The organism is Metabacillus endolithicus (assembly GCF_023078335.1).
GTDB classification, from domain to species: domain Bacteria; phylum Bacillota; class Bacilli; order Bacillales; family Bacillaceae; genus Metabacillus; species Metabacillus endolithicus.
The window spans coordinates 4,668,870-4,692,490 of sequence record NZ_CP095550.1; the positions used below are offsets into that span (position 1 = coordinate 4,668,870).

Annotated in this window: 17 protein-coding genes and 5 pseudogenes; all 22 read left to right on the forward strand. The window is 35.2% G+C overall.

Translation table 11 applies throughout. The features are described 5' to 3' along the window. The first annotated feature begins 2 nt into the window (after positions 1-2). The 22 genes and pseudogenes from MVE64_RS23690 to MVE64_RS23795 all read left to right on the forward strand — a co-directional run bounded on the left by MVE64_RS23690 (position 3) and on the right by MVE64_RS23795 (position 23,610). Positions 3-1,104, forward strand: a pseudogene (locus MVE64_RS23690) (protein-glutamate methylesterase/protein-glutamine glutaminase). Between the two features lie 94 nt (positions 1,105-1,198). After that, complete coding sequence (locus MVE64_RS23695) at positions 1,199-3,226, forward strand: chemotaxis protein CheA (RefSeq protein WP_247341712.1); 2,028 nt, start codon at positions 1,199-1,201, stop codon at positions 3,224-3,226. Between the two features lie 82 nt (positions 3,227-3,308). After that, a pseudogene (locus MVE64_RS23700) lies at positions 3,309-3,772 on the forward strand (chemotaxis protein CheW). A gap of 11 nt (positions 3,773-3,783) precedes the next feature. Next, complete coding sequence (locus MVE64_RS23705) at positions 3,784-4,425, forward strand: chemotaxis protein CheC (protein WP_247341715.1); 642 nt, start codon at positions 3,784-3,786, stop codon at positions 4,423-4,425. Next, positions 4,415-4,915, forward strand: coding sequence for a chemotaxis protein CheD (locus MVE64_RS23710; protein WP_098796317.1), 501 nt, complete (start codon positions 4,415-4,417; stop codon positions 4,913-4,915). Before MVE64_RS23705 ends, MVE64_RS23710 begins: the two co-directional genes overlap by 11 nt. Before the next feature lie 98 nt (positions 4,916-5,013). Next, on the forward strand, positions 5,014-5,781 hold the full coding sequence (locus tag MVE64_RS23715) for a FliA/WhiG family RNA polymerase sigma factor (protein ID WP_098796318.1): 768 nt from the start codon (positions 5,014-5,016) through the stop codon (positions 5,779-5,781). Between the two features lie 94 nt (positions 5,782-5,875). After that, positions 5,876-6,178, forward strand: a complete 303-nt coding sequence (locus tag MVE64_RS23720; protein WP_247341718.1) for a hypothetical protein — start codon at positions 5,876-5,878, stop codon at positions 6,176-6,178. Positions 6,179-6,190: 12 nt separating this feature from the next. Then, positions 6,191-6,709, forward strand: a complete 519-nt coding sequence (locus MVE64_RS23725; protein WP_212134569.1) for a hypothetical protein — start codon at positions 6,191-6,193, stop codon at positions 6,707-6,709. 234 nt (positions 6,710-6,943) lie between these two features. Beyond that, entirely contained in the window at positions 6,944-7,645 is a 702-nt protein-coding gene (gene rpsB / locus MVE64_RS23730) for a 30S ribosomal protein S2 (RefSeq protein ID WP_066337690.1), read from the forward strand. 213 nt (positions 7,646-7,858) lie between these two features. Next, positions 7,859-8,740 (forward strand): translation elongation factor Ts, encoded by an 882-nt coding sequence (tsf, locus tag MVE64_RS23735; RefSeq protein ID WP_098796321.1) that lies wholly within the window; start codon positions 7,859-7,861, stop codon positions 8,738-8,740. Positions 8,741-9,012: 272 nt separating this feature from the next. Further along, positions 9,013-9,735 carry a UMP kinase gene (pyrH, locus tag MVE64_RS23740; protein ID WP_098796322.1) on the forward strand — a complete coding sequence of 241 codons (723 nt, stop codon included), beginning with the start codon at positions 9,013-9,015 and terminating at the stop codon, positions 9,733-9,735. Between the two features lie 38 nt (positions 9,736-9,773). Then, positions 9,774-10,295 carry a ribosome recycling factor gene (gene frr / locus MVE64_RS23745; RefSeq protein ID WP_373995113.1) on the forward strand — a complete coding sequence of 174 codons (522 nt, stop codon included), beginning with the start codon at positions 9,774-9,776 and terminating at the stop codon, positions 10,293-10,295. Positions 10,296-10,577: 282 nt separating this feature from the next. Beyond that, positions 10,578-11,357, forward strand: coding sequence for an undecaprenyl pyrophosphate synthase (uppS, locus tag MVE64_RS23750; protein WP_247341720.1), 780 nt, complete (start codon positions 10,578-10,580; stop codon positions 11,355-11,357). 17 nt (positions 11,358-11,374) lie between these two features. Continuing rightward, positions 11,375-12,166: a phosphatidate cytidylyltransferase gene (locus MVE64_RS23755; protein ID WP_247341723.1), complete on the forward strand. Its 792-nt coding sequence runs from the start codon at positions 11,375-11,377 to the stop codon at positions 12,164-12,166. A gap of 73 nt (positions 12,167-12,239) precedes the next feature. Further along, positions 12,240-13,393 (forward strand): annotated as a pseudogene (gene dxr, locus MVE64_RS23760) (1-deoxy-D-xylulose-5-phosphate reductoisomerase). 15 nt (positions 13,394-13,408) lie between these two features. Next, positions 13,409-14,668, forward strand: coding sequence for an RIP metalloprotease RseP (gene rseP / locus MVE64_RS23765; RefSeq protein WP_247341725.1), 1,260 nt, complete (start codon positions 13,409-13,411; stop codon positions 14,666-14,668). 31 nt (positions 14,669-14,699) lie between these two features. Continuing rightward, positions 14,700-16,402 (forward strand): annotated as a pseudogene (locus MVE64_RS23770) (proline--tRNA ligase). Between the two features lie 164 nt (positions 16,403-16,566). Beyond that, a pseudogene (locus MVE64_RS23775) lies at positions 16,567-20,878 on the forward strand (PolC-type DNA polymerase III). Between the two features lie 397 nt (positions 20,879-21,275). Then, positions 21,276-21,746, forward strand: a complete 471-nt coding sequence (rimP, locus tag MVE64_RS23780) for a ribosome maturation factor RimP (protein WP_212134575.1) — start codon at positions 21,276-21,278, stop codon at positions 21,744-21,746. A 134-nt stretch (positions 21,747-21,880) separates the two neighbouring features. Beyond that, positions 21,881-23,014 carry a transcription termination factor NusA gene (gene nusA / locus MVE64_RS23785; protein WP_212134577.1) on the forward strand — a complete coding sequence of 378 codons (1,134 nt, stop codon included), beginning with the start codon at positions 21,881-21,883 and terminating at the stop codon, positions 23,012-23,014. 13 nt (positions 23,015-23,027) lie between these two features. Further along, complete coding sequence (rnpM, locus tag MVE64_RS23790; RefSeq protein ID WP_212134579.1) at positions 23,028-23,300, forward strand: RNase P modulator RnpM; 273 nt, start codon at positions 23,028-23,030, stop codon at positions 23,298-23,300. Positions 23,301-23,304: 4 nt separating this feature from the next. After that, positions 23,305-23,610, forward strand: a complete 306-nt coding sequence (locus MVE64_RS23795; RefSeq protein ID WP_098796333.1) for a YlxQ family RNA-binding protein — start codon at positions 23,305-23,307, stop codon at positions 23,608-23,610. Positions 23,611-23,621 lie beyond the last annotated feature (11 nt).

Sequence of the window (23,621 nt, forward strand, 5' to 3'; positions counted from 1 at the left end):
TAATGGGGAAAATACGAGTGCTGGTAGTGGATGATTCAGCTTTTATGAGAAAGCTTATTACAGATTTTCTTGTTGAACATGAGAGCATTGAAGTCGTAGGAACGGCTAGAAATGGTGAAGATGCGCTAGCAAAAATCGAAGAGATAAATCCAGATGTTATAACCCTTGACGTTGAGATGCCTGTTTTGAATGGACTCGAAGCTCTAAAGGTTATTATGAATAAATATCCTCGTCCGGTCATTATGCTTTCTAGTACTACAAAAGAAGGTGCTGAAAATACGATTTTATCCCTACAATACGGGGCATTTGATTTCATCACAAAACCTTCTGGGGCCATTTCATTAGATCTTCACAAAGTAAAGGAAGAGTTAAAGGAAAAAGTCATTTTGGCTAATTCTTCGAGGCGAAATAAAACAATAAGTCGATTTACGGAAAAAAAGACTCCACTTACAGTGAATGAATATAGTAAAATAGACTCAATAGATTACAAAAGCCCTACTTCTTTCGACAAAAACCATCTTAAGTCATCAATTGTTTGTATAGGAACATCAACTGGAGGACCTAGGAACTTTGCAACATGTATTAACAAAAATACCTGCAAACATTGATGCACCAATCTTTATCGTTCAACATATGCCTCCTGGTTTCACGCATTCATTGGCGAGTCGATTGAACTCTATTTCTTCAATTGAAGTGAAAGAAGCAGTTAATGGTGAATTAGTAAAGAAAGGTACAGCTTATATTGCACCGGGTGGATCTCATCTAAAAATAGTAAAAACAGGCACATCACTTACTATTAAAATTGACCAGTCTGCAATAAGAAATGGGCATCGTCCTTCTGTAGATGTGATGTTTGATTCTATTAGCGAACTAAAAGATTACTGCAAAGTAGCTGTAATTATGACTGGAATGGGATCTGATGGTTCAGAAGGTTTGAAGAAGCTAAAGTCAACGGGAGTGGTAAAAGCTATTTCTGAATCTGAACAAACATCTGTTGTATACGGAATGCCTAAAGCAGCAGTGGCAACAAATCTGGTAGATAAAGTTGAAAATGTTGAGAATATAGCAGCGGCTATTATGAACTTTTTGACAAATCAGCGTTAAAAAACAATTTTCGCTGTGTTAGTTTTGATGTGTATCATAATAATTTTCCAAATATAAATAAATTACTTAACTTGATACTTAGGGGTGTTACCGTATGGAAATGAATCAATACCTAGAAGTCTTTATTGAAGAAAGTAAAGAGCATCTACAAGCTTGTAATGAGAAATTACTAGAATTAGAGAAAAACCCAACTGATCTATCAATTGTCAATGATATTTTCCGTTCGGCACATACACTCAAAGGAATGAGTGCAACAATGGGTTACGAAGATTTAGCTAGTTTAACACATCAAATGGAAAATGTCTTAGATGCCATTCGAAATGAAAAACTATCTGTTTCTGCTGAAATTCTTGATGTTGTATTTGCTTCTGTTGATGATTTAGAGGAAATGGTTTTCTCTATAGCAGAAGGTGGAGATGGTAAGAAGGATGTTTCAAAAGTAGTTGAAATGTTGAAGAAAATTGAAAATGGTGAAGCTGTTGCAGAAGAGTCATCACCCTCAAACGAGGTAACTCTTTCACAATCAATTCAAGATTATGATGATTATGAAAATGCCGTTATTCAGCAATCTAAAGAACAAGGATTTTCAGCATTTGAATTAACGATAACCTTAAGAGAAGATTGTTTGTTAAAAGCTGCTCGAGTATTTATGGTGTTTGAAATTCTAGAGCAGGCTGGTGAAGTTATTAAGTCCGTTCCATCAGTTGATCAATTAGAAGAAGAAAAATTTGATCATCAATTCACTGTTGCAATTGTAACAAAGGATTCTTCTGAAGATATTCAAAATAAGGTAATGAAAGTTTCTGAAATTGATAGTGTAAATGTTCAACCAATAGTAGTAGCTGAAAAAAATATGAAACAAGCTCATGAAGAAACTTCTCAACAAGAATTAACGGTAGCTGAGGAAGAAGTAGTAAAACATGTACAAGCCAAAGAGCAGGTTAAAACAGCTACAAAGCAGGTTGCTGCTACAAGTACTAAGACAATACGTGTTAATATTGAACGTTTGGATATTTTAATGAATCTTTTCGAGGAATTGGTTATTGACCGAGGTAGATTAGAGCAGATTTCTAAAGATTTAAACAATAATGAGCTTAATGAAACTGTAGAAAGAATGTCTCGTATCTCTGGAGATTTACAGAATATTATCCTAAATATGCGAATGGTACCAGTTGAAACTGTGTTTAACCGATTCCCACGAATGATTAGACAACTCGCTAAAGATTTAAACAAAAAAATAAATCTTGAAATTATCGGTGCAGAAACAGAACTTGACCGCACAGTTATTGATGAGATTGGGGACCCATTAGTTCACTTACTTCGAAATGCGATTGATCACGGTGTAGAAATGCCAGACGTTCGTGTGAAAAATGGTAAAAGTGAAGAAGGTAATGTTGTTTTAAGAGCTTATCATAGTGGAAACCATGTTTTCATTGAAATCGAAGATGATGGTGCTGGAATTAGTCGTGACCGAGTCTTGAAGAAAGCATTAGATAGAGGAGTAGTAACAGAACAGGTTGCTTCTACACTAACGGATAAACAAGTTTACGAATTGATTTTCTCTTCAGGATTCTCTACTGCTGATCAAATTTCAGATATCTCTGGTCGTGGAGTAGGACTGGATGTTGTAAAAAGCACGATTGAATCATTAGGAGGAACGGTATCAGTAGATGCTCAGGAAGGAAAAGGATCACTTTTCTCTATCCAACTTCCGCTTACATTATCGATTATCTCCGTCATGTTAGTTGAATTACGTAAAGAAAAATATGCAATTCCACTATCATCAATCATTGAAACAGCTGTTATTAAAAAAGATGAGATTTTACAAGCACATAATCAAAAAGTAATTGATTTCCGTGGGAAAATTGTGCCGTTAGTCTTCTTATCTGAAATCTTTGAAGTACCAGAAGAAAGCGAAAATGAAGATTTTGTTTCATTAATTATTGTACGTAAAGGTGACAAAATGGCAGCACTTGTCGTTGACTCCTTCATTGGTCAGCAGGAAATCGTTCTAAAATCTCTTGGAAATTACTTGAACTCAGTATTTGCCATCTCAGGTGCTACTATTTTAGGTGATGGTCAAGTAGCGTTAATCGTTGATTGTAATTCTTTAATAAAATAGTGACTTCATTTAGAACGTTTGTTTTTTAAGCTTATTATTTAAATCAAGATGCTGATATTTTCTTTTGAGAGGGGATTAAACGATGAGTGAACATATATCTGGTGACTTAAAAGTCATTGTTTTTCAATTACAAGATGAGGAATACGGAATTCCTGTACAACAAGTTCGTTCTATTGAAAAAGTTCAACATATTACTAGAGTTCCAAGAACAGCTTCTTATATTAAAGGAGTAATTAATTTACGTGGAGTTGTAACACCTATTATAGATTTACGCAAAAGATTTGGATTAAAAGACCTCGAAGATACTGAAAGTACAAGAATGATTATTGTTTCCAAAGAAGATATGGAAGTCGGGTTTATTGTAGATGCAGCAAATGATGTTATTGATATTCACCAGGACATTATTGAACCTGCACCAGAAGTTGTTGGGCTGTGGAAGTTGAGTATATTCAAGGAGTAGCAAAATTAGATAAAAGATTAATTGTTATGATTGATTTAGAACAAGTACTGAAAAGTAATGACGAGCGTTCTCTTCTCGGTGTATAGAGGGACTTTAAATGGATTATATTAATTTTATTTCATCTACACATATCGATATTTTAAAAGAAGTAGGGAATATTGGTGCTGGCCATTCAGCAACTTCATTATCGAAGTTGCTGGCAAAAAAGATAGATATGAATGTACCAGATGTTAAGATTGTTTCCTTTAACGACTTAATGGAATGGGTAGGCGGTCCTGACGTTGTCATAGCTAGTGTCTTTTTAAGGATTGAAGGTGATATCCCTGGCTCCTTATTCTTTGTATTAAGCATTGAACAAGCTGAACGCTTTATAAAACAGCTAATCGGCGATGATCAATTTTCGTTAAAAGAACCACCATATAATGAATTAGGGTTATCTGCATTTCAAGAACTCGGTAATATTTTAACAGGATCATATTTATCATCATTATCTGATTTGACAGATTTAACAATCTATCCTTCAGTTCCTGCACTTACAATTGATATGTTTGGTGCTGTTATTAGTCACGGTTTAATTGAGTTATCACATGCGGGTGATTTTGCTATTATCATTGACACTGCAATTAAGGAAGAAGATCAGTTAGAAAAAGATTCAGTAAAAGGGCATTTCTTTCTCTTACCAGATCCAGATTCCTTTAAAAAGTTATTTGATGCACTTGGTGTAAAAGATGAAGAATGAGTCAATTGAGATTGTTAAAGTTGGGATTGCTGATTTAAATATAGTGAAATCTCCACAGCGAATTCGCACCTCAGGATTAGGATCTTGTGTAGGTCTTATTTTATTCGATAGGATCTACCAAATAGCTGGACTGGCTCATGTTATGCTACCAGATTCAACACTAGCAAATCAGTCGTCTATTAATCAGGCAAAATATGCAGACACTGCCGTTCCATTACTAATCGACAAATTAGTAGAAGCAGGAGCAAAAATGAGGTCTTTACAAGCTAAGATGGCTGGTGGTGCTCAAATGTTCCAATTTCAAACAACTAGTGACATGATGAGAATCGGCCCAAGAAATGTAGAAGCAGTTAAAGAAGTACTTAAATCATATAACATACCTTTACTAAAAGAAGATGTTGGTGGTAATAGCGGAAGAACCATTGAATTTGATCCAATAACTTGTGAGTTAATGATTAGAACAGTAAATCAAGGTGTGAAAATTATTTAACTTATAAAAACCAAGCCTGTTATTTATTACTGGGTGTGAAGGTTTTTGAAAGATAAAATTGCTTTTCAATGAAACATATCTGTATCAGGGGGATAAAAATGACACTAATGACACTAACCGATGAACAAGTAATTTGGCAAAAATGGATAGATGTACGAGATTCTCATGCTGGTGATGCGCTCATCAAGAAATATATGCCCCTTGTTTCTTATCATGTTCAAAGAATTTCTATTGGACTTCCAAAGAATGTAAATAAAGACGATTTAATGAGCTTAGGCTTGTTTGGGTTATATGATGCATTAGAGAAATTTGACCCAAATCGTGATTTAAAGTTCGACACGTATGCTTCTTTCCGGGTGCGAGGAGCAATCATAGATGGCCTAAGAAAAGAAGATTGGCTACCACGGAGTTCACGTGAAAAGGCTAAACGAGTAGAAGCGGCGATTGATAAATTAGAGCAAAAACATTTGCGAAATATTTCCACGAAAGAAATTGCAAATGAACTTGGCTTAACAGAAGATGAAGTTATTGGTGTGATGAATGAAGGTTTTTTTGCAAATGTATTGTCTATTGATGATCAATTGTTTGATCAAGATGATGGCGAAAGTATTGGGTTTACTGTGAAAGATGATAACCAGGTAACACCGGAAGAAAAGATGATTAATGATGAATTAATCAGTCAGTTATCTGAAGTTATCACTCAATTAAGTGAAAAAGAGCAGCTTGTTATAAGCTTCTTTTACAAAGAAGAATTAACTTTAACAGAAATTGGTCAAGTTATGAACCTATCAACTTCAAGAATCTCACAAATTCATTCTAAAGCGTTGTTTAAATTAAGAAAAATATTAGAAAATGTAATACATTAATATTTTTCATAGAATCATTAGCACAATCATGAGGTAAGCCAACAAGACTTTACAAACAAACATCAGTATTGTGCTTCGTAAAGGTGAGGATGATATGAGCTTAAAAAATATAGAAATGCAAATTGCTCTGCCTCGCACTCATGATGCTGGGAAGATTCAAGAACAGCTCAATCAAAGAAATCAGATTAATCATGATCAACTTGCACATTCTATACAAAAGGAAGTAGACTTAAAAAGATCGCAGGTCCAGGAAAATCAAGAAAGTGAAAAGTTACAATTAAAAAGGGATCAATCAGAGCAACATCATAATCAGAAGAAAAAGAAAAAAGAAGAACAAAAACAAGAGGAGAATCCTGACCACCCCTATAAGGGGAAAACAATTGATTTTTTTGGTTAAGAGAGGATGCCTATGCCGACTATATTACTTTTCATAAGTTTACTACTTCATGTAGTAGCTTTTTATTTTATCGTTGTTCTTTATATGAAATACTCTACAATAAAAAATATATCTGATACACAGCGTCAGTTACTTGAAGAAACAGAAAATTCTATGACAAGTTTTCTTATTGATATTAAGGATGAGAATGACAGACTTATTGAAAAGTTATTGAAAACTTCTAATTCAATTCCTCAAAAAAAAGAAGAACATCATTTCAATCCAATTAATCAAGATCAAAAAGCTAGTCATGTTGAAATACAAAAACCTGATAAACAAGTTGATGAACATGAACTTCCTGATCACTTATTAAATGTTGATCAAGTGGAGGATATCGTTGAAATTAATCAACCTAAACAACAAAAAAATCCATCTTTTGAAGAAAAAGCTATAAATCTTTATAAAGAGGGACATACTATTGAACAAATTGCGAAACGGTTGAATGTTGGTAAAACAGAAATCGAGCTTCTTTTAAAATTTCGTCAATTATAATTGAATCAAAGCGTTGTTTAATGAGTAATCAAATAATATTGTTAAGAAGTTTTACTTTACTCTTGAATGTGGTAGGTTAATATGGTATATTAATTTTTGGTGTTATTACACACGCTTATAGATTTAAGTATTGGTGCTGTTAACCTTATCATAAAATTATATGCTTAAAGATAACAGTTATGCTTAAAGATGATATAAGCGGAGGAGATCAAAACCATTAGGAGGAACAAATTAATGTCAGTAATTTCTATGAAACAATTGCTTGAAGCTGGTGTTCACTTCGGTCACCAAACACGCCGTTGGAACCCAAAAATGAAACGTTACATCTTCACTGAGCGTAACGGTATCTACATCATCGACCTTCAAAAAACAGTTAAAAAGGTTGAAGAAGCTTACAAATTCGTTAAAGAACTTGGAGCTGAAGGTGGTACAATCCTTTTCGTAGGTACAAAAAAACAAGCACAAGATTCAGTTAAAGAAGAAGCAGAACGTTCTGGAATGTACTTTGTAAACCAACGTTGGTTAGGTGGTACATTAACAAACTTTGAAACAATCCAAAAGCGTATCAAACGTTTAAAAGATATTCAAAGAATGCAAGAAGATGGCACTTTTGAAGTACTACCAAAGAAAGAAGTAGTACAACTTAACAAAGAGCTTGAGCGTCTTGAAAAATTCCTTGGTGGAATTAAAGACATGAAGCAATTACCAGATGCATTATTCATTATTGATCCTCGTAAAGAGCGTATCGCTGTTGCAGAAGCTCGTAAATTAAACATCCCGATCGTAGGTATCGTTGATACTAACTGTGATCCTGATGAAATTGATTACGTAATCCCTGCAAATGATGATGCAATCCGCGCTGTTAAGCTTCTAACTGCAAAAATTGCAGATGCAATTTTAGAATCTAAACAAGGTGAAGAAACTACACCTGCTTAATGTGCAAAAGGTGATAAGGGGGAATGACCTTTTATCACCTTTTTTTAAAGTAAGTTACATAAGAAATAACTAAATCTGGGCATCTTGGAAACCATAAGGAGAAACCTTAGGTCTCTATAATAAACTGCCTATTGTTATCATATCCACTTATTTAAAATAATGGATGGTTAGAATCATTTAAAAACCCATATGACTTTAAGGAGGAATACCGTAATGGCAGTAACTGCACAAATGGTAAAAGAATTACGTGAAAAAACAGGCGCTGGAATGATGGATTGTAAAAAAGCGTTAACTGAAACTAATGGAGATATGGATCAAGCAATCGACTATCTTCGTGAAAAAGGTATTGCTAAAGCAGCTAAAAAGGCTGATCGTATTGCTGCTGAAGGTTCTACATTAGTGAAAGTAAACGGTAATGAAGCAGTAATCTTAGAAGTAAACTCTGAGACTGATTTCGTAGCGAAAAACGAAGGTTTCAAAGAATTAATTAACGGTTTAGCTGATTTCTTACTTGAGAAGAAGCCTGCAGATGCAGACGCAGCTTTATCTGAGACAATGAGCAATGGCACAACTGTTGCTGATTACATCAATTCTGCAATTGCTAAAATCGGAGAAAAAATCACTCTTCGTCGTTTTACTGTATTATCAAAAACTGACAATGATGCATTTGGTGCATACCTACATATGGGAGGACGTATCGGCGTTCTAACATTACTAGAAGGTACAACTGATGCAGATGCTGCAAAAGATGTTGCAATGCATGCAGCTGCTGTAAATCCTAAGTATGTATCACGTGATCAAGTTTCTGCTGAAGAAGCTGAGCATGAGCGTAAAATCTTAACTGAACAAGCTCTAAACGAAGGTAAGCCAGAAAATATTGTTGCAAAAATGGTTGAAGGTCGTCTTGGTAAATATTTTGAAGACATCTGTTTACTTGACCAAAGCTTTGTTAAGAATCCAGATCAAAAAGTTAAAGAATTTGTTCAATCTAAAGGTGCAACTGTAAAAACTTTCATCCGCTATGAAGTTGGAGAAGGTATTGAAAAGCGCCAAGATAACTTTGCTGAAGAAGTTATGAGTCAAGTTAAAAAATAAGTATTAATATGTACACAAATAAGATTTCATAATCGAAGTTGTGTACAGATACATGTTTTTCTTATAATGGAAAAAGGGAACACAGCATGTGTTCCCTTCTTTTTAGAGAGATGGGACCTATCTAAAGCTGTGTAGGATTTTAAAGAATCTAAGCCGAATAACACGGATAAAATAGAATTGAGAGTAAATTCATCAGTTCATGTTAGTTACACATTAATATCCATGAAAAAAGCTTAGTATTTATCATGCGGAACAGAGAGTTGGAGGTAATCATGAGTAAACCTAAATATCAACGTATTGTACTAAAATTAAGTGGTGAAGCACTTGCGGGTGATAATGGATTTGGAATTAACCCTTCAGTTATTCAGTCAATTGCTAAACAAGTGAAGGAAATTGCTGAACTAGATGTTGAGGTAGCTGTTGTCGTTGGAGGCGGAAACATTTGGCGCGGTAAAATCGGTAGTGAAATGGGAATGGACCGTGCAACCGCCGACTACATGGGAATGCTTGCAACTGTCATGAACTCACTTGCTTTACAAGATAGCCTTGAAACACAAGGAATTCAAACACGTGTTCAAACATCTATTGAAATGAGACAGGTTGCGGAGCCATACATAAGAAGAAAAGCAATTCGTCACCTTGAAAAGAAACGCGTTGTGATCTTTGCTGCTGGTACCGGAAATCCATATTTCTCTACAGATACGACTGCGGCATTACGTGCTGCAGAAATTGAAGCAGATGTTATTCTTATGGCGAAAAACAATGTGGATGGTGTTTATAACGCCGACCCTAGAATTGACAAAGATGCTGTTAAATATGAAACTCTTTCATACTTAGATGTACTTAAAGAAGGTCTTGCTGTAATGGATTCAACTGCGTCTTCTTTATGCATGGATAATGATATCCCATTAATTGTCTTCTCAATTATGGAAGAAGGTAATATTAAGCGTGCCGTGATTGGCGAAAATATTGGAACAATTGTAAGGGGGAAATAATCTTGGCTAAACAAATTTTAGCAAACACAAAAGAAAAAATGGAAAAAGCTGTTGCTTCTTTAACTCGTGAATTAGCTTCAGTAAGAGCTGGACGTGCTAGTGCAAACTTATTAGACAAAATTTCAGTTGACTATTATGGGGCTCCAACACCTGTTAATCAACTTGCATCTATTAGTGTGCCAGAAGCAAGACTTTTAGTTATCCAACCTTATGATAAAACTGTTTTAGGTGATATCGAAAAGGCTATTTTAAAATCTGACTTGGGTTTAACACCTTCAAATGATGGTTCTCTTATTCGACTTTCTATTCCTGCTCTAACAGAGGAAAGACGTAAGGAACTTGTTAAGTTAGTTAAAAAATATGCAGAAGAAGCAAAAGTTGCAGTGCGTAATATTAGACGTGATGGTAATGACGACCTGAAGAAATTGGAAAAAAACGGGGATATTACTGAAGATGAATTACGTGGCAACACTGAAGAAGTACAAAAGTTAACAGATGATTATATTGTGAAAGTTGATCAAGTTGCAAAAGATAAAGAAAAAGAAATCATGGAAGTTTAAGTGGAAAATCTGTACAATAGGAATGGAAAGACCCTCTAATGTTTACAGGGGGTTTTTTTGTTAAAGATAAGAGAATATGATATCTTTACTTAATATTGGTGTCTAGATGAAGCGCCTAGCCTCTTGAGGTCATAAGCCACAAATGAATTGAAGACAAAGAGCCTCTTCTATTCATTTGTTTCTTATGCTTGTGAAATTGAGCAAGGCGTTTACGTTTTTCTTATAGTTTAACGTCATCATGGTAGAAAGAGATCATGAATTATTGGGTGATGGAGGAATCACATGCTCAACATATTAAAGAAATGGAAAGGAAACCCTCGGCCTTCCAATGAACAAACGTTAAGTAAAGAGGACATTTTAAAGGGAGAAATTCCAAAACATATTGCCATTATTATGGATGGAAATGGAAGGTGGGCAAAAAAACGTGCCTTACCTCGGATAGCAGGACATCATGAGGGCATGAAAGTTGTCAGAAAGATAACGAAACAGGCTAATTCACTTGGTGTTAAAACTCTTACTTTGTATGCTTTTTCAACTGAAAACTGGAAACGCCCTAAGGTAGAAGTAGATTATTTAATGAAGTTACCTGAAGAATTTTTAAATACTTATTTACCTGAGCTTATTGAGGAAAATGTACAGGTTCGCATTATGGGGGATAAAAACAGACTCCCTGTGCATACATTAAGTGCTGTTGAAAAGGCTATAAATGAGACAAGTGATAACGATGGTCTTGTTTTAAATTTTGCATTGAATTATGGCAGTCGTGCTGAAATTATTACTGCAGTTCAACAGATTGCTAAAGATATTGATAGTGGTAAAATAAACGGTAATTCAATTGATGAATCGCTTTTCTCCAATTATTTAATGTCTCAATCACTAGATGATCCTGACCTATTAATACGTACTAGTGGTGAAATCCGTTTAAGCAATTTTATGTTATGGCAACTAGCCTATACAGAATTTTGGTTCACTGAAGTATTGTGGCCTGATTTTAATGAACAATGTTTTTTACAAGCAATACACACATATCAACAAAGAGGACGCAGATTTGGTGGCGTATAAAGGTGATGAAATTTTAAATGAAACAACGAATTCTTACTGCAATATTAGCTGCAGCAGTTTTTCTTCCATTTGTTATATACGGAAATCTTCCGTTTACAATATTTGTTTATTTACTAGCATCAATTGGATTGTATGAATTGTTAAGAATGAAAAAAATATCGTTAGTAAGTTTTCCTGGATTAATTAGCTTATTAATTTTATGGGTTCTATTAATTCCAAATTCTTATATAACAATATTAAACGATATAAATTTTTCTAAGGCTGAATTAGCATTACTAGCTTTGTTATTTTTGTTAACTTACACGGTTATTACGAAAAATAAGTTTACATTTGATGATGTTGGTTTTGTTGTAATTTCTGTATTTTATCTTGGGATCGGTTTTTACTTTTTTATTGAAACAAGGCATTCTGGCTTGGCAGAAGTATTTTACGCATTATTTTTAATATGGGTAACTGATTCAGGAGCTTATTTTGTCGGTCGGGCAATGGGGAAAAACAAGCTTTGGCCCGAAATAAGTCCGAATAAAACAGTAGAAGGGGCAGTGGGTGGAGTTTTATTTGCTGTTATTTTCGCTTGGGTGTACCACATGTTTACTGGAGTTTTAGATTCTTTCCTTATCATTACGGTTATGACAATCTTTCTCTCTGTTTTTGGACAAATTGGAGACTTGGTTGAATCTGCATTCAAACGCCATTATCAAGTAAAGGATTCTGGTTCAATTCTTCCGGGCCATGGTGGTATTTTAGATCGATTCGATAGTCTATTATTTGTATTACCTCTACTTCACTTTTTAAATATTCTTTTTTAAAAATGTTTAAGTCCATAACATTAATGTGATGGATATTAGTAATACGCATTTCTTTTTGATTGGAAGTGACTTTGTGAAGAAAATAAGTTTACTTGGAGCTACTGGTTCGATAGGAATCCAAACTTTATCAGTAATAGAAGCACACCCTGATGAGTTTGAGCTAGTTTCCATGTCTTTTGGAAGAAATATAAAATCGGGAATTGAAATCATTAGAAAATTCAACCCTCGATTTGTTGCGGTTCAAGATAAAGAAACATATGAAAAATTGAAACTTGAGCTTGAAATCGATAAAATAAAAATCGGTTACGGACAAGAAGCATTAATAGAGGCGGCTATATTTGATGATGTTGATTGTTTAGTTAATGCAGTTGTTGGTAGTGTAGTAGGCTTGTTCCAACGTTAAAAGCAATTGAAAACAAAATTACAATTGCAATTGCTAATAAAGAAACACTCGTAACAGCCGGTCACCTAGTAACAGAATATGCAAGGAAACACGAAGTTGACTTGTTACCAGTTGATAGTGAACATTCTGCGATTTTTCAATGTTTACAAGGTGAAAAATCAAAAAATATAAAACGTCTAATCATAACTGCATCTGGTGGGAGTTTTCGGGATAAAACGAGAGAAGAATTGACCAACGTTACAGTAGAGCAGGCTTTAAATCATCCAAATTGGTCAATGGGTGCCAAAATTACAATCGATTCTGCAACAATGATGAACAAGGGGCTCGAGGTGATTGAGGCACATTGGTTATTTAATATTCCTTATCAAAAAATCGATGTACTGTTACATAAAGAAAGTATTATACATTCTTTAGTGGAATTCCACGATCGTAGTGTGATTGCTCAGTTAGGAACACCAGATATGAGAGTTCCTATTCAATATGCATTAACTTATCCAGACAGACTTCCGCTTGAAAATGCTAAAAGACTTGAATTGTGGGAACATGGGAAACTTCATTTTGAAAAAATCAACTTTAATAGGTACAAATGCTTACAATATGCTTTTGATTCAGGTAAAATAGGTGGGACAATGCCAACTGTACTAAATGCTGCAAATGAAGAAGCAGTTGAAGCTTTTTTGAAGGGTAAGATAAAGTTCCTTCAAATTGAAGACTTAATTGAAAGAGCTATGGATAAGCATAAGAGCATCGCGCATCCAGATTTGGAGCAAATTCAAGAAGTTGATCAACTAACGCGAAATTTTGTACAAACATTAATCTCATAAAGGTGGTCATTCAAAATGAATACAGTGATAGCGTTTGTCCTTATTTTCGGTGCTCTAGTATTTTTTCATGAGCTAGGTCATTTAATGTTAGCAAATAGAGCTGGGATACTTTGCCGCGAATTCGCTATAGGGTTTGGTCCGAAAATTTTATCATTTAAAAAGAATGAAACAGTGTATACAATTCGACTCCTTCCTATTGGGGGATTCGTACGAATGGCTGGGGAAGATCCTGAGGTTATCGAGGTTAAACCTGGACACAATGTAGGATTATTATTTAACAAGGAAGACAAAGTTGAAAAGATCATTCTTAACAATAAAGAAAAATACCCTCAAGCACGTGTTATAGAGGTAGAAAATGTTGATCTTGAGCATAACATGTTTATCTCAGGCTATGAACACGGAGAAGAGGATTTTATTAAAAGATTCGATGTGAGTGAAACATCTTATTTTATTGTAGATGGTCAAGAAACACAAATTGCTCCTTATAATCGACAGTTCCAATCAAAAACTGTAGGTCAAAGGATTGCTGCTATTTTTGCAGGTCCGTTTATGAATTTTCTTCTTGCTTTTGTTATTTTAGTTTCCCTAGGTTTTATTCAAGGTGCACCAGTTGATGAACCAAGATTAGGGAAATTGACTTCTGATGGTGCTGCAAATGAGGCGGGGTTACAAGAGGGAGATGAAATTCATTCTATTGAAGGTGAATCAACATCTTCTTGGGGTGAAGTAGTATCAATCATTCAAGAAAATCCGGATAAAGAATTAACATTTGAAGTAGAACGTAATGGCGAAATGTTAAGCTTAGAAGTGGTGCCTGCAGCAACAAAGGTTGGTGAAACTGTCATTGGACGGATTGGTGCATATAATCCTGTTGATAAGTCATTCGGAAGTTCGTTAAAATATGGTTTTGTTGAAACGTATACGTGGACGAAAGAAATTTTAATCGGGTTTGGAAAGCTTGTGACAGGACAATTCTCAATTGATATGCTGTCAGGTCCGGTTGGTATTTATGACATGACAGATCAAGTTGCCGAGTCTGGGACAACTAATTTATTAAGATGGGCAGCACTACTAAGTATTAATCTAGGAATAGTTAACTTGTTGCCGATCCCAGCTTTAGATGGTGGTCGCTTATTATTTTTATTCATTGAGGCATTAAGAGGAAAGCCAATTGATCGCCAAAAGGAAGGTATTGTTCATTTTATTGGTTTTTCTTTACTTATGCTCTTAATGCTTGTTGTTACATGGAACGACATTCAACGCTTATTTCTGTAAAGAAGTTTAATTAAAATAGAGGTGCTCGTAAATGAAACAAAGTATGACGTTTATTCCTACTCTTAGAGAAGTTCCAGCTGATGCTGAAGTCAAAAGCCATCAGCTAATGCTACGAGCTGGATTTATTAGACAAAATACAAGTGGCGTGTATAGCTACTTACCTTTAGCACAAAAAGTACTAAAGAAAATTGAACAAATTGTTCGTGAGGAAATGAATAAAGCTGGAGCTTCAGAGTTATTAATGCCTGCATTGCAGCAGAGTGAACTTTGGCAAGAATCAGGTCGTTGGTATTCCTATGGCCCTGAATTAATGAGATTAAAGGATCGTCATAACCGTGAATTTGCTCTAGGAGCAACACATGAAGAAATGATTACAAGCCTTGTTCGTGATGAAGTGAAGTCATACAAACGTCTCCCACTTGGTTTGTACCAAATTCAAACTAAATTCCGCGATGAGAAACGTCCAAGATTTGGTGTTTTACGAGGACGTGAATTCATTATGAAAGATGCATATACCTTTCACGCAACAAACGAGAGCTTGGATGAGGTTTATAATAAAATGTTTACAGCTTATCAAAATATCTTCACACGCTGTGGCTTAGATTTTAGAGCTGTTATTGCAGACTCAGGTGCGATGGGTGGAACCGACACTCACGAATTTATGGTTCTTTCAGAGATTGGTGAAGACACAATTGCATATTCAGATACATCTCAATATGCAGCAAACATTGAAATGGCACCGGTTATTTCAACGTATGAAAAGAGTTCGGAAGAGCAGCAGTCATTAGAAAAAATAGAAACACCAAATCAAAAAACAATAGAAGAAATATCTTCATTTTTAAATATCTCAAAAGAAAATTGTATCAAGTCAGTTCTATTTAAAGTAGATGAAAAGTTTGTGCTCGTTCTTGTTCGTGGAGACCACGAAGTAAATGATATTAAAGTGAAAAACTTATATTCTGCTTCAGTAGTTGAATTAGCAACAGCAGAGGAAACAAAAGAAGCATTAAATTGTGTTCCTGGTTATGTAGGTCCAATTCATGTTTCAGAGGATGTAGAAGTCATTGCAGACCATGCAGTTGCAGTTATAGTAAACGGAGTATGCGGTGCTAATGAAGAAGCATTCCACTATACAGGAGTTAATTTAGAACGAGATGCAGCAGTTACTCAATATGCTGATTTACGTTTTATACAAGAAGGTGATCTTTCTCCTGATGGTGAAGGCATGATTAAATTTGCAAAAGGTATAGAAGTTGGTCATGTTTTTAAATTGGGAACAAGATATAGTGAAGCGATGAATGCTACATTCCTTGATGAAAATGGCCGAACGCAACCAATGATAATGATTGCTATGGCATTGGAGTCTCTAGAACATTAGCAGCTGTTATCGAGCAGAATAATGACGAAAATGGAATTGTTTGGCCTGAAGCGTTAGCACCATTTCAACTTCATATGATTCCTATTAATGTAAAAAATGATGCTCAAAAAGAATTAGGTGAAAAGCTGTACAATATATTTACTGACCTTGGTTATGAAGTTCTTCTTGATGATCGTCAAGAAAGAGCAGGGGTTAAATTTGCTGATTCCGATTTAATTGGCTTACCAGTTCGTGTAACAGTTGGTAAAAGAGCTGAAGAAGGAATTGTAGAAGTTAAAATACGTAAAACAGGTGAGTCTTTTGAAGTTTCAGTTGATGAGCTGGAAGGTAAAGTAAAACAAATACTTGGTAACTAAAAAATTGTTACTGCAAAGACAAAACCATGTTAAAATAATAAAATGAGAAGAAGAGGCTGCCCCATTATTAGACAATTTTCTTTTGAATTGTCTAATAATGGGGCAGCCTCTTCAATTGTGAAAAAAATAATATTCATGATTCTGGGAGAGGGGATATATAGGTCATGGACATGTTAAACAACCAAATTGAGCGATTTCAACTCCTGCTCCAGCAAATAAATTTAACAGAAGATGCAGCCGTTGTTCATTTTAAAAACGGTTCGATTGCTAGATTAACCGTTCATAAGCAATTGAAAAAATGGCATTTTCATTTTCAATTTGATAAGATTCTACCCTTTGATGTGTACCATTTATTTAAAACAAAACTATCAAAGGCTTTTTCACATATTGCAGATGTATCTTTTACATTTGAAGCAAGAGACCAAGCTTTTGATGAAAAGTTAGTACAAGATTATTGGTCAATTTGTATTCAAGAGATGGATGGTATTTCACCTCCGATGCTTGCTCTACTAAATGAGCAGAAGCCAACCCTCCAAGGGCTAAAGGTAGTCGTAAAAACAAAAAACGATACAGAAGCAATGACAATAAAAAGAAAATATGCTTCTCTTATTCAAGAAAGCTTTCAGCATTTTGGCTTTCCAACTTTTCAAATGGATACAACAGTAGCAGTAACAGAAGAAGAAATTAAACAATTTCAAGAGCAAAAGCTTCAAGAAGATAAAGCAAGAGGTTTCCAAGCGTTAACCGACATGGAAAATGCAGAAAAAGAGGATTCAATTCAGCCTGAACTTTCCGGCCCATTAACAATCGGTTATACAATAAAAGATGATGAAGAAATTCGTACAATGGCTTCCATTGAGGATGAAGAAAGAAGAGTAGCATTACAAGGGTATGTTTTTGATGCTGAAACAAGAGAATTACGAAGTGGAAGAATATTATTAACATTTAAAATTACTGATTATACAAGCTCGATACTAGTAAAAATGTTTGCGAGAGATAAAGAAGATGCAGTATTGGTACAAGCTGTAAAAAAAGGTATGTGGCTTAAAGTAAGAGGTAGTATCCAAAATGACACCTTTGTCCGAGATCTTGTTATGATTGCAAATGATATCAATGAAGTTACACCAAGAGAAAGACAAGATACTGCCCCTGAAGATGAAAAACGAGTCGAATTACATTTACATTCACCGATGAGTCAAATGGATGCTGTCACTTCAGTAAGCAAATATATTGAGCAAGCAAAGAAATGGGGTCATAAAGCGATAGCTCTAACGGATCATGCTGTTGCACAATCTTTTCCGGAGGCATATTCTGCAGGGAAAAAGAATGGAATCAAAGTATTGTTTGGTGTTGAAGTCAACTTAGTAGATGATGGAGTCCCGATTGCCTACAATTCTGAACATCGTTTATTGTCGGATGAAACCTATGTTGTGTTTGATGTAGAAACAACAGGCTTTCTGCAGTTTACGATACTATTATTGAGCTTGCCGCTGTTAAGATTCGTGATGGTGAAATTGTTGATCGCTTTGAATCCTTTGCTAACCCACACCATCCACTATCAGCTACAACAATTGATTTAACTGGTATTACGGACGATATGGTAAGGGATGCCCCTAATGTAGACGTAGTATTAAGGAAATTTAAAGAATGGATTGGGGACGACATTTTAGTTGCGCACAACGCGAGCTTTGATATGGGTTTTTTAAATGTTGGGTATAAAAAGCTTCTAGGTGAGGAAAAAGCAAAAAATCCTGTTATTGATACATTAGAGTTAGGTAGATTTCTATATCCTGAAATGAAAAACCACCGATTGAACACTCTTTGTAAAAAGTTTGATATTGAGTTAACACAGCACCACCGTGCTATTTATGATGCGGAAGCAACAGGATTCTTGCTTATTAAAATGTTAAAAGATGCTGCTGAACAAGAAATCGAATATCATGATCAATTTAATGAAAATATGGGAAAAGGAAATGCCTACCAGCGTTCTCGTCCATATCATGCAACGATTCTTGCTCAAAATGAAACAGGGTTAAAAAATCTATTTAAATTAGTCTCAATCTCGCATATTAACTATTTTTATCGGGTTCCACGAATTCCGCGTTCACAGCTTAATAAACTCCGGGAAGGTCTTATTATTGGCTCAGCCTGTGATAAGGGAGAGGTTTTTGAAGGAATGATGCAAAAATCACCTGAGGAAGTTGAGGAGATCGCTGCATTTTATGATTATTTAGAAGTTCATCCTTTAGAAGTTTATCAACACCTAATTACACTGGATTATATAAAAGATAATAATGCGTTACAGGAAATTGTAACGAATATTGTGAAGCTTGGTGAAAAATTAAATAAACCAGTCGTGGCAACGGGTAATGTCCATTACCTTAATCCTGTTGATAAAATTTATCGCAAAATATTGGTTAATTCTCAAGGAGGAGCCAATCCATTAAACCGCCATGAGCTACCGGATGTTCATTTTCGGACAACAGATGAAATGCTAAATGCTTTTTCATTTCTTGGCACAGAAAAGGCGAAAGAAATTGTAGTAGAAAATACAAACAAAGTAGCAGATATGATTGAAGAAGTTAAACCAATCAAAGATGATCTATATACACCAAAAATTGAAGGTGCAGATGATGAAATACGGGAAATGAGTTATTCGATGGCGAGAAGTATTTATGGTGAAAATCTACCGGAACTTGTTGAAGCACGTTTGGAAAAGGAATTAAAAAGTATTATCGGACATGGGTTCGCTGTTATATACTTGATTTCACATAAACTTGTAAAAAAATCTCTCGATGATGGATATCTTGTAGGTTCACGTGGTTCTGTAGGATCTTCTTTTGTTGCGACAATGACGGAGATTACAGAGGTTAATCCTCTTCCGCCACATTATGTATGCCCTGATTGCAGACACTCTGAGTTTTTTAATGATGGATCAGTTGGATCTGGATTCGATTTGCCAAATAAAGAATGTCCAAAGTGTGGAGCACAGTATACGAAAGATGGACATGATATACCTTTTGAAACGTTCTTGGGATTTAAAGGTGATAAAGTTCCTGATATCGATTTGAATTTCTCCGGTGAATATCAGCCTACAGCACACAACTATACAAAGTTGTTGTTCGGAGAAGATAATGTTTTCCGTGCAGGAACAATAGGTACAGTTGCAGAAAAGACGGCTTACGGATATGTAAAAGGTTATGCGAATGACCGTAACATCATTTATAGAGGAGCAGAGGTTGACCGTCTTGTACAAGGGTGTACAGGTGTAAAAAGAACAACCGGTCAGCACCCGGGTGGTATTATCGTAGTACCTGACTACATGGATATCTTTGATTTCTCACCAATTCAATTTCCTGCTGATGCAACTGGATCTGAATGGCGAACTACTCATTTTGACTTCCATTCAATTCACGATAACTTATTAAAACTTGATATTCTTGGACACGATGATCCAACGGTTATCCGTATGCTACAAGATTTAAGTGGAATTGATCCTAAAACAATTCCAACCGATGACCCAGAGGTTATGAAGATCTTTAGTGGAACTGAATCATTAGGAGTAACAGAAGATCAAATTATGTGTAAAACAGGAACACTTGGAATTCCTGAATTCGGTACACGATTTGTTCGCCAAATGTTAGAAGATACAAAACCGACTACTTTTTCTGAGCTTGTTCAAATTTCTGGTCTATCGCATGGTACAGACGTTTGGCTTGGAAATGCACAGGAGCTTATCCACAATAAGACTTGTACATTGAGTGAAGTAATCGGATGTCGTGATGATATTATGGTATACCTGATCTATCAAGGGTTAGAGCCTTCTTTTGCATTTAAGATCATGGAATCTGTTCGTAAGGGTAAAGGCTTAACAGATGAGATGATGGAGGAAATGAAAAAACAAGAAGTGCCGGCTGGTATATTGATTCTTGCTTAAAGATTAAATATATGTTCCCTAAGGCCCATGCTGCTGCATATGTTTTAATGGCGGTACGTATTGCTTATTTCAAAGTTCATCTACCTCTATTATATTATGCTGCATACTTTACTGTTCGTGCAGATGATTTCGATATTGATACAATGGTTAAAGGGTCAGCATCTATTAAAGCAAAAATAGATGAAATTAACTTAAAAGGCTTAGATGCATCACCAAAAGAGAAAAACCTTCTTACTGTTTTAGAATTATCCTTAGAAATGTGTGAAAGAGGATTTTCATTCCAAAAGGTAGATCTTTATCGTTCTAGTGCTGATGAGTTTTTAATTGATGGTAATACACTAATTCCACCTTTTAATTCAATACCAGGCTTTGGAACGAATGCTGCAATTAACATAGTTAAAGCAAGAGGAGAAGGAGAGTTTTTATCAAAAGAAGATTTACAGCAAAGAGGTAAGGTGTCTAAAACAATTATCGAATACCTTACTAATCATGGTTGTTTGGATGAATTACCAGATCAAAACCAATTATCTCTTTTTTAAAGATTCTTTTCTTTTTTAATCTTTTATTCCTTCAAAGGATAAATTTGCATAAAAAACACGGTTATGTTATGCTTTTAGTGGAAATGCTAACGATAAGCAGAGGAAAAGAGTGGGGTAATCACCCACTCTTTCGTATTGTAATCGCCCTCGTCATTCGGATAGTTATACTACATACCATTCCCTGCTCAAAAGGCAGGGTTTTTCAACAGCTAAAGGTGTCAAACTGCTTCTGTTCAGGTTAAGCTAGAGCGCTTAGCTCCGTGTGTAGTCTTGGATGAGGGGATGTTCATTTTGAAGAAAAAGTTCATTATCTAAAAAATAACTTATTTTCACCATTGACTTATGCTTGATGCCTAAAGGGCAGGAGCATTGCGCTTTTCTTACAAGGAGGAAGAGAATGAGCAAAAAAGTAACAGAAATTGTTGAACAATTAGTAACACCAATTTTAGAGGATATGAACCTTGAATTAGTTGATATTGAATATGTTAAAGAAGGCTCTAATTGGTTTCTAAGATTATTTATTGATTCTGAGACAGGCATTGATATTGAAGAATGTGGAGTAGTAAGTGAAAGATTAAGTGAAAAACTAGATGCTTTAGATCCTATTCAGCATAATTACTTTTTAGAGGTTTCCTCACCAGGTGCTGAGAGACCATTAAAAAAAGAAGCGGATATAAAGAAGGCAATCGGTAAGCAAGTTCATATCAAAACATATGAACCAATTAATGGTGAAAAAGCTTTTGAAGGTGTTTTAACTGATTTTGACGGTCAAACTCTTTTCATTACTGTTACCATTAAAACTAGAAAAAAACAAATTGAGATTCCGTATAATAAAGTGGCAAAAGCCAGATTAGCTGTAATCTTTTAGCTAACTTTTAAACTAATATCTCCAAATGACTGTTTTACAAATTGTGAAATTCTTTTATGTTAACTCTCGTTAATGATAAGAATGGTACACAACACATTTCCATGTAGCTTATTTTTTAAGGGGGAGCCGTTAAAATGAGTAGTGAATTATTAGATGCCTTAACAATTTTAGAGAAGGAAAAAGGCATTAGTAAAGAAGTAATTATTGAAGCAATTGAAGCGGCACTAATTTCTGCCTATAAACGAAACTTCAATCAAGCTCAAAATGTGCGAGTAGATTTAAATCGCGAAACAGGTACGATGAAAGTGTTTGCTCGTAAAGATGTAGTTGATGAGGTTTATGATCCTAGATTAGAAATATCAATTGGTGAAGCTCAAAGTATTAACCCAAACTATGTGGTTAATGATGTTATTGAAATGGAAGTAACACCTAAAGATTTCGGAAGAATTGCAGCACAAACAGCAAAGCAAGTTGTTACACAACGTGTACGTGAGGCTGAGCGTGGTGTTATATACGGTGAATTTATTGATCGTGAAGAAGATATTATGACAGGAATCGTTCAACGAATAGATTCGAAATTCATTTATGTTAGCCTTGGTAAAATTGAGGCATTACTTCCAGTTAGTGAACAAATGCCTAATGAAACATATCGTCCACATGATCGAATTAAGGTCTTTATTACAAAAGTTGAAAAAACAACAAAAGGCCCACAAATTTTTGTGTCACGAACACATCCAGGTTTACTTAAGAGGTTATTTGAAATTGAGGTTCCGGAAATCTATGATGGAACAGTTGAAATAAAATCAGTTTCTCGTGAAGCAGGAGACCGTTCAAAAATCTCCGTTCACTCTGATAATCCAGAAGTAGATCCTGTTGGGTCATGTGTGGGACCTAAGGGGCAGCGTGTACAGGCAATTGTTAACGAATTAAAGGGTGAAAAAATTGATATCGTTAGATGGTCGCAGGATCCAATTGAATTTGTTGCAAATGCACTTAGTCCTTCAAAAGTAGTTGAGGTCTTAGTTGATGAAGAAGAAAAAGCAACAACTGTCATTGTTCCAGATTACCAACTATCGCTAGCAATTGGTAAACGTGGTCAAAATGCCCGCTTAGCTGCAAAATTAACTGGCTGGAAGATTGACATCAAGAGTGAAACAGATGCAGAAAAGGCTGGTATTTATCCTGTTCAAAAAGCAGACATTGATGAAGTTGATGTTGATGATGAACCGCTTTTAACAAGTGTACAAGACCCTGAGTTTAGTGAATAAGAGGTGAAATCACATGAACAATCGTAAAATTCCTTTGCGTAAATGTGTTGCAACAGGAGAAATGAAGACAAAAAAAGAACTTGTCCGAGTTGTCCGGTCAAAGGAAGGCGATGTTTCTGTCGACTTAACCGGTAAAAAAAATGGACGAGGTGCATATATTACTCTTGATAAAGAATGCATTCTTTTAGCAAAAAAGAAAAATATTCTTGCCAATCACTTAAAAACAAATATTAACGATGGTGTTTATGAAGAGTTACTTCAATTGGCTGAGAAGGAGAAGCAATAAATAGATGAGTAAGCAGCAACAATGGACGTCCTTATTGGGCTTAGCAAATCGAGCACGAAAAGTTATTTCTGGAGAAGAGCTTGTTGTTAAGGAAGTAAGACAACAACGTGCTAAATTAGTTCTTCTTTCACAAGATGCATCCGCTAATACAATGAAAAAGGTAACAGATAAATGTAAGTTTTATCAGGTCCCCTTTAAAATGGTTGAAGATCGCTACCAGTTAGGTCAGGCAATTGGTAAAGAAGCGAGAGTTGTTGTAGCGATAAATGATGCAGGCTTTGCTGCAAAGTTAAAAACCTTGCTCGATTAATATTCTTGGGG

Coding starts and splice junctions, on each gene's coding strand:
- MVE64_RS23695 (WP_247341712.1), top strand. CDS start 1,199: ATGGAAATGAATCAATACCTAGAAGTCTTTATTGAAGAAAGTAAAGAG.
- MVE64_RS23705 (WP_247341715.1), top strand. CDS start 3,784: ATGGATTATATTAATTTTATTTCATCTACACATATCGATATTTTAAAA.
- MVE64_RS23710 (WP_098796317.1), top strand. CDS start 4,415: ATGAAGAATGAGTCAATTGAGATTGTTAAAGTTGGGATTGCTGATTTA.
- MVE64_RS23715 (WP_098796318.1), top strand. CDS start 5,014: ATGACACTAATGACACTAACCGATGAACAAGTAATTTGGCAAAAATGG.
- MVE64_RS23720 (WP_247341718.1), top strand. CDS start 5,876: ATGAGCTTAAAAAATATAGAAATGCAAATTGCTCTGCCTCGCACTCAT.
- MVE64_RS23725 (WP_212134569.1), top strand. CDS start 6,191: ATGCCGACTATATTACTTTTCATAAGTTTACTACTTCATGTAGTAGCT.
- rpsB (WP_066337690.1), top strand. CDS start 6,944: ATGTCAGTAATTTCTATGAAACAATTGCTTGAAGCTGGTGTTCACTTC.
- tsf (WP_098796321.1), top strand. CDS start 7,859: ATGGCAGTAACTGCACAAATGGTAAAAGAATTACGTGAAAAAACAGGC.
- pyrH (WP_098796322.1), top strand. CDS start 9,013: ATGAGTAAACCTAAATATCAACGTATTGTACTAAAATTAAGTGGTGAA.
- frr (WP_373995113.1), top strand. CDS start 9,774: ATGGAAAAAGCTGTTGCTTCTTTAACTCGTGAATTAGCTTCAGTAAGA.
- uppS (WP_247341720.1), top strand. CDS start 10,578: ATGCTCAACATATTAAAGAAATGGAAAGGAAACCCTCGGCCTTCCAAT.
- MVE64_RS23755 (WP_247341723.1), top strand. CDS start 11,375: ATGAAACAACGAATTCTTACTGCAATATTAGCTGCAGCAGTTTTTCTT.
- rseP (WP_247341725.1), top strand. CDS start 13,409: ATGAATACAGTGATAGCGTTTGTCCTTATTTTCGGTGCTCTAGTATTT.
- rimP (WP_212134575.1), top strand. CDS start 21,276: ATGAGCAAAAAAGTAACAGAAATTGTTGAACAATTAGTAACACCAATT.
- nusA (WP_212134577.1), top strand. CDS start 21,881: ATGAGTAGTGAATTATTAGATGCCTTAACAATTTTAGAGAAGGAAAAA.
- rnpM (WP_212134579.1), top strand. CDS start 23,028: ATGAACAATCGTAAAATTCCTTTGCGTAAATGTGTTGCAACAGGAGAA.
- MVE64_RS23795 (WP_098796333.1), top strand. CDS start 23,305: ATGAGTAAGCAGCAACAATGGACGTCCTTATTGGGCTTAGCAAATCGA.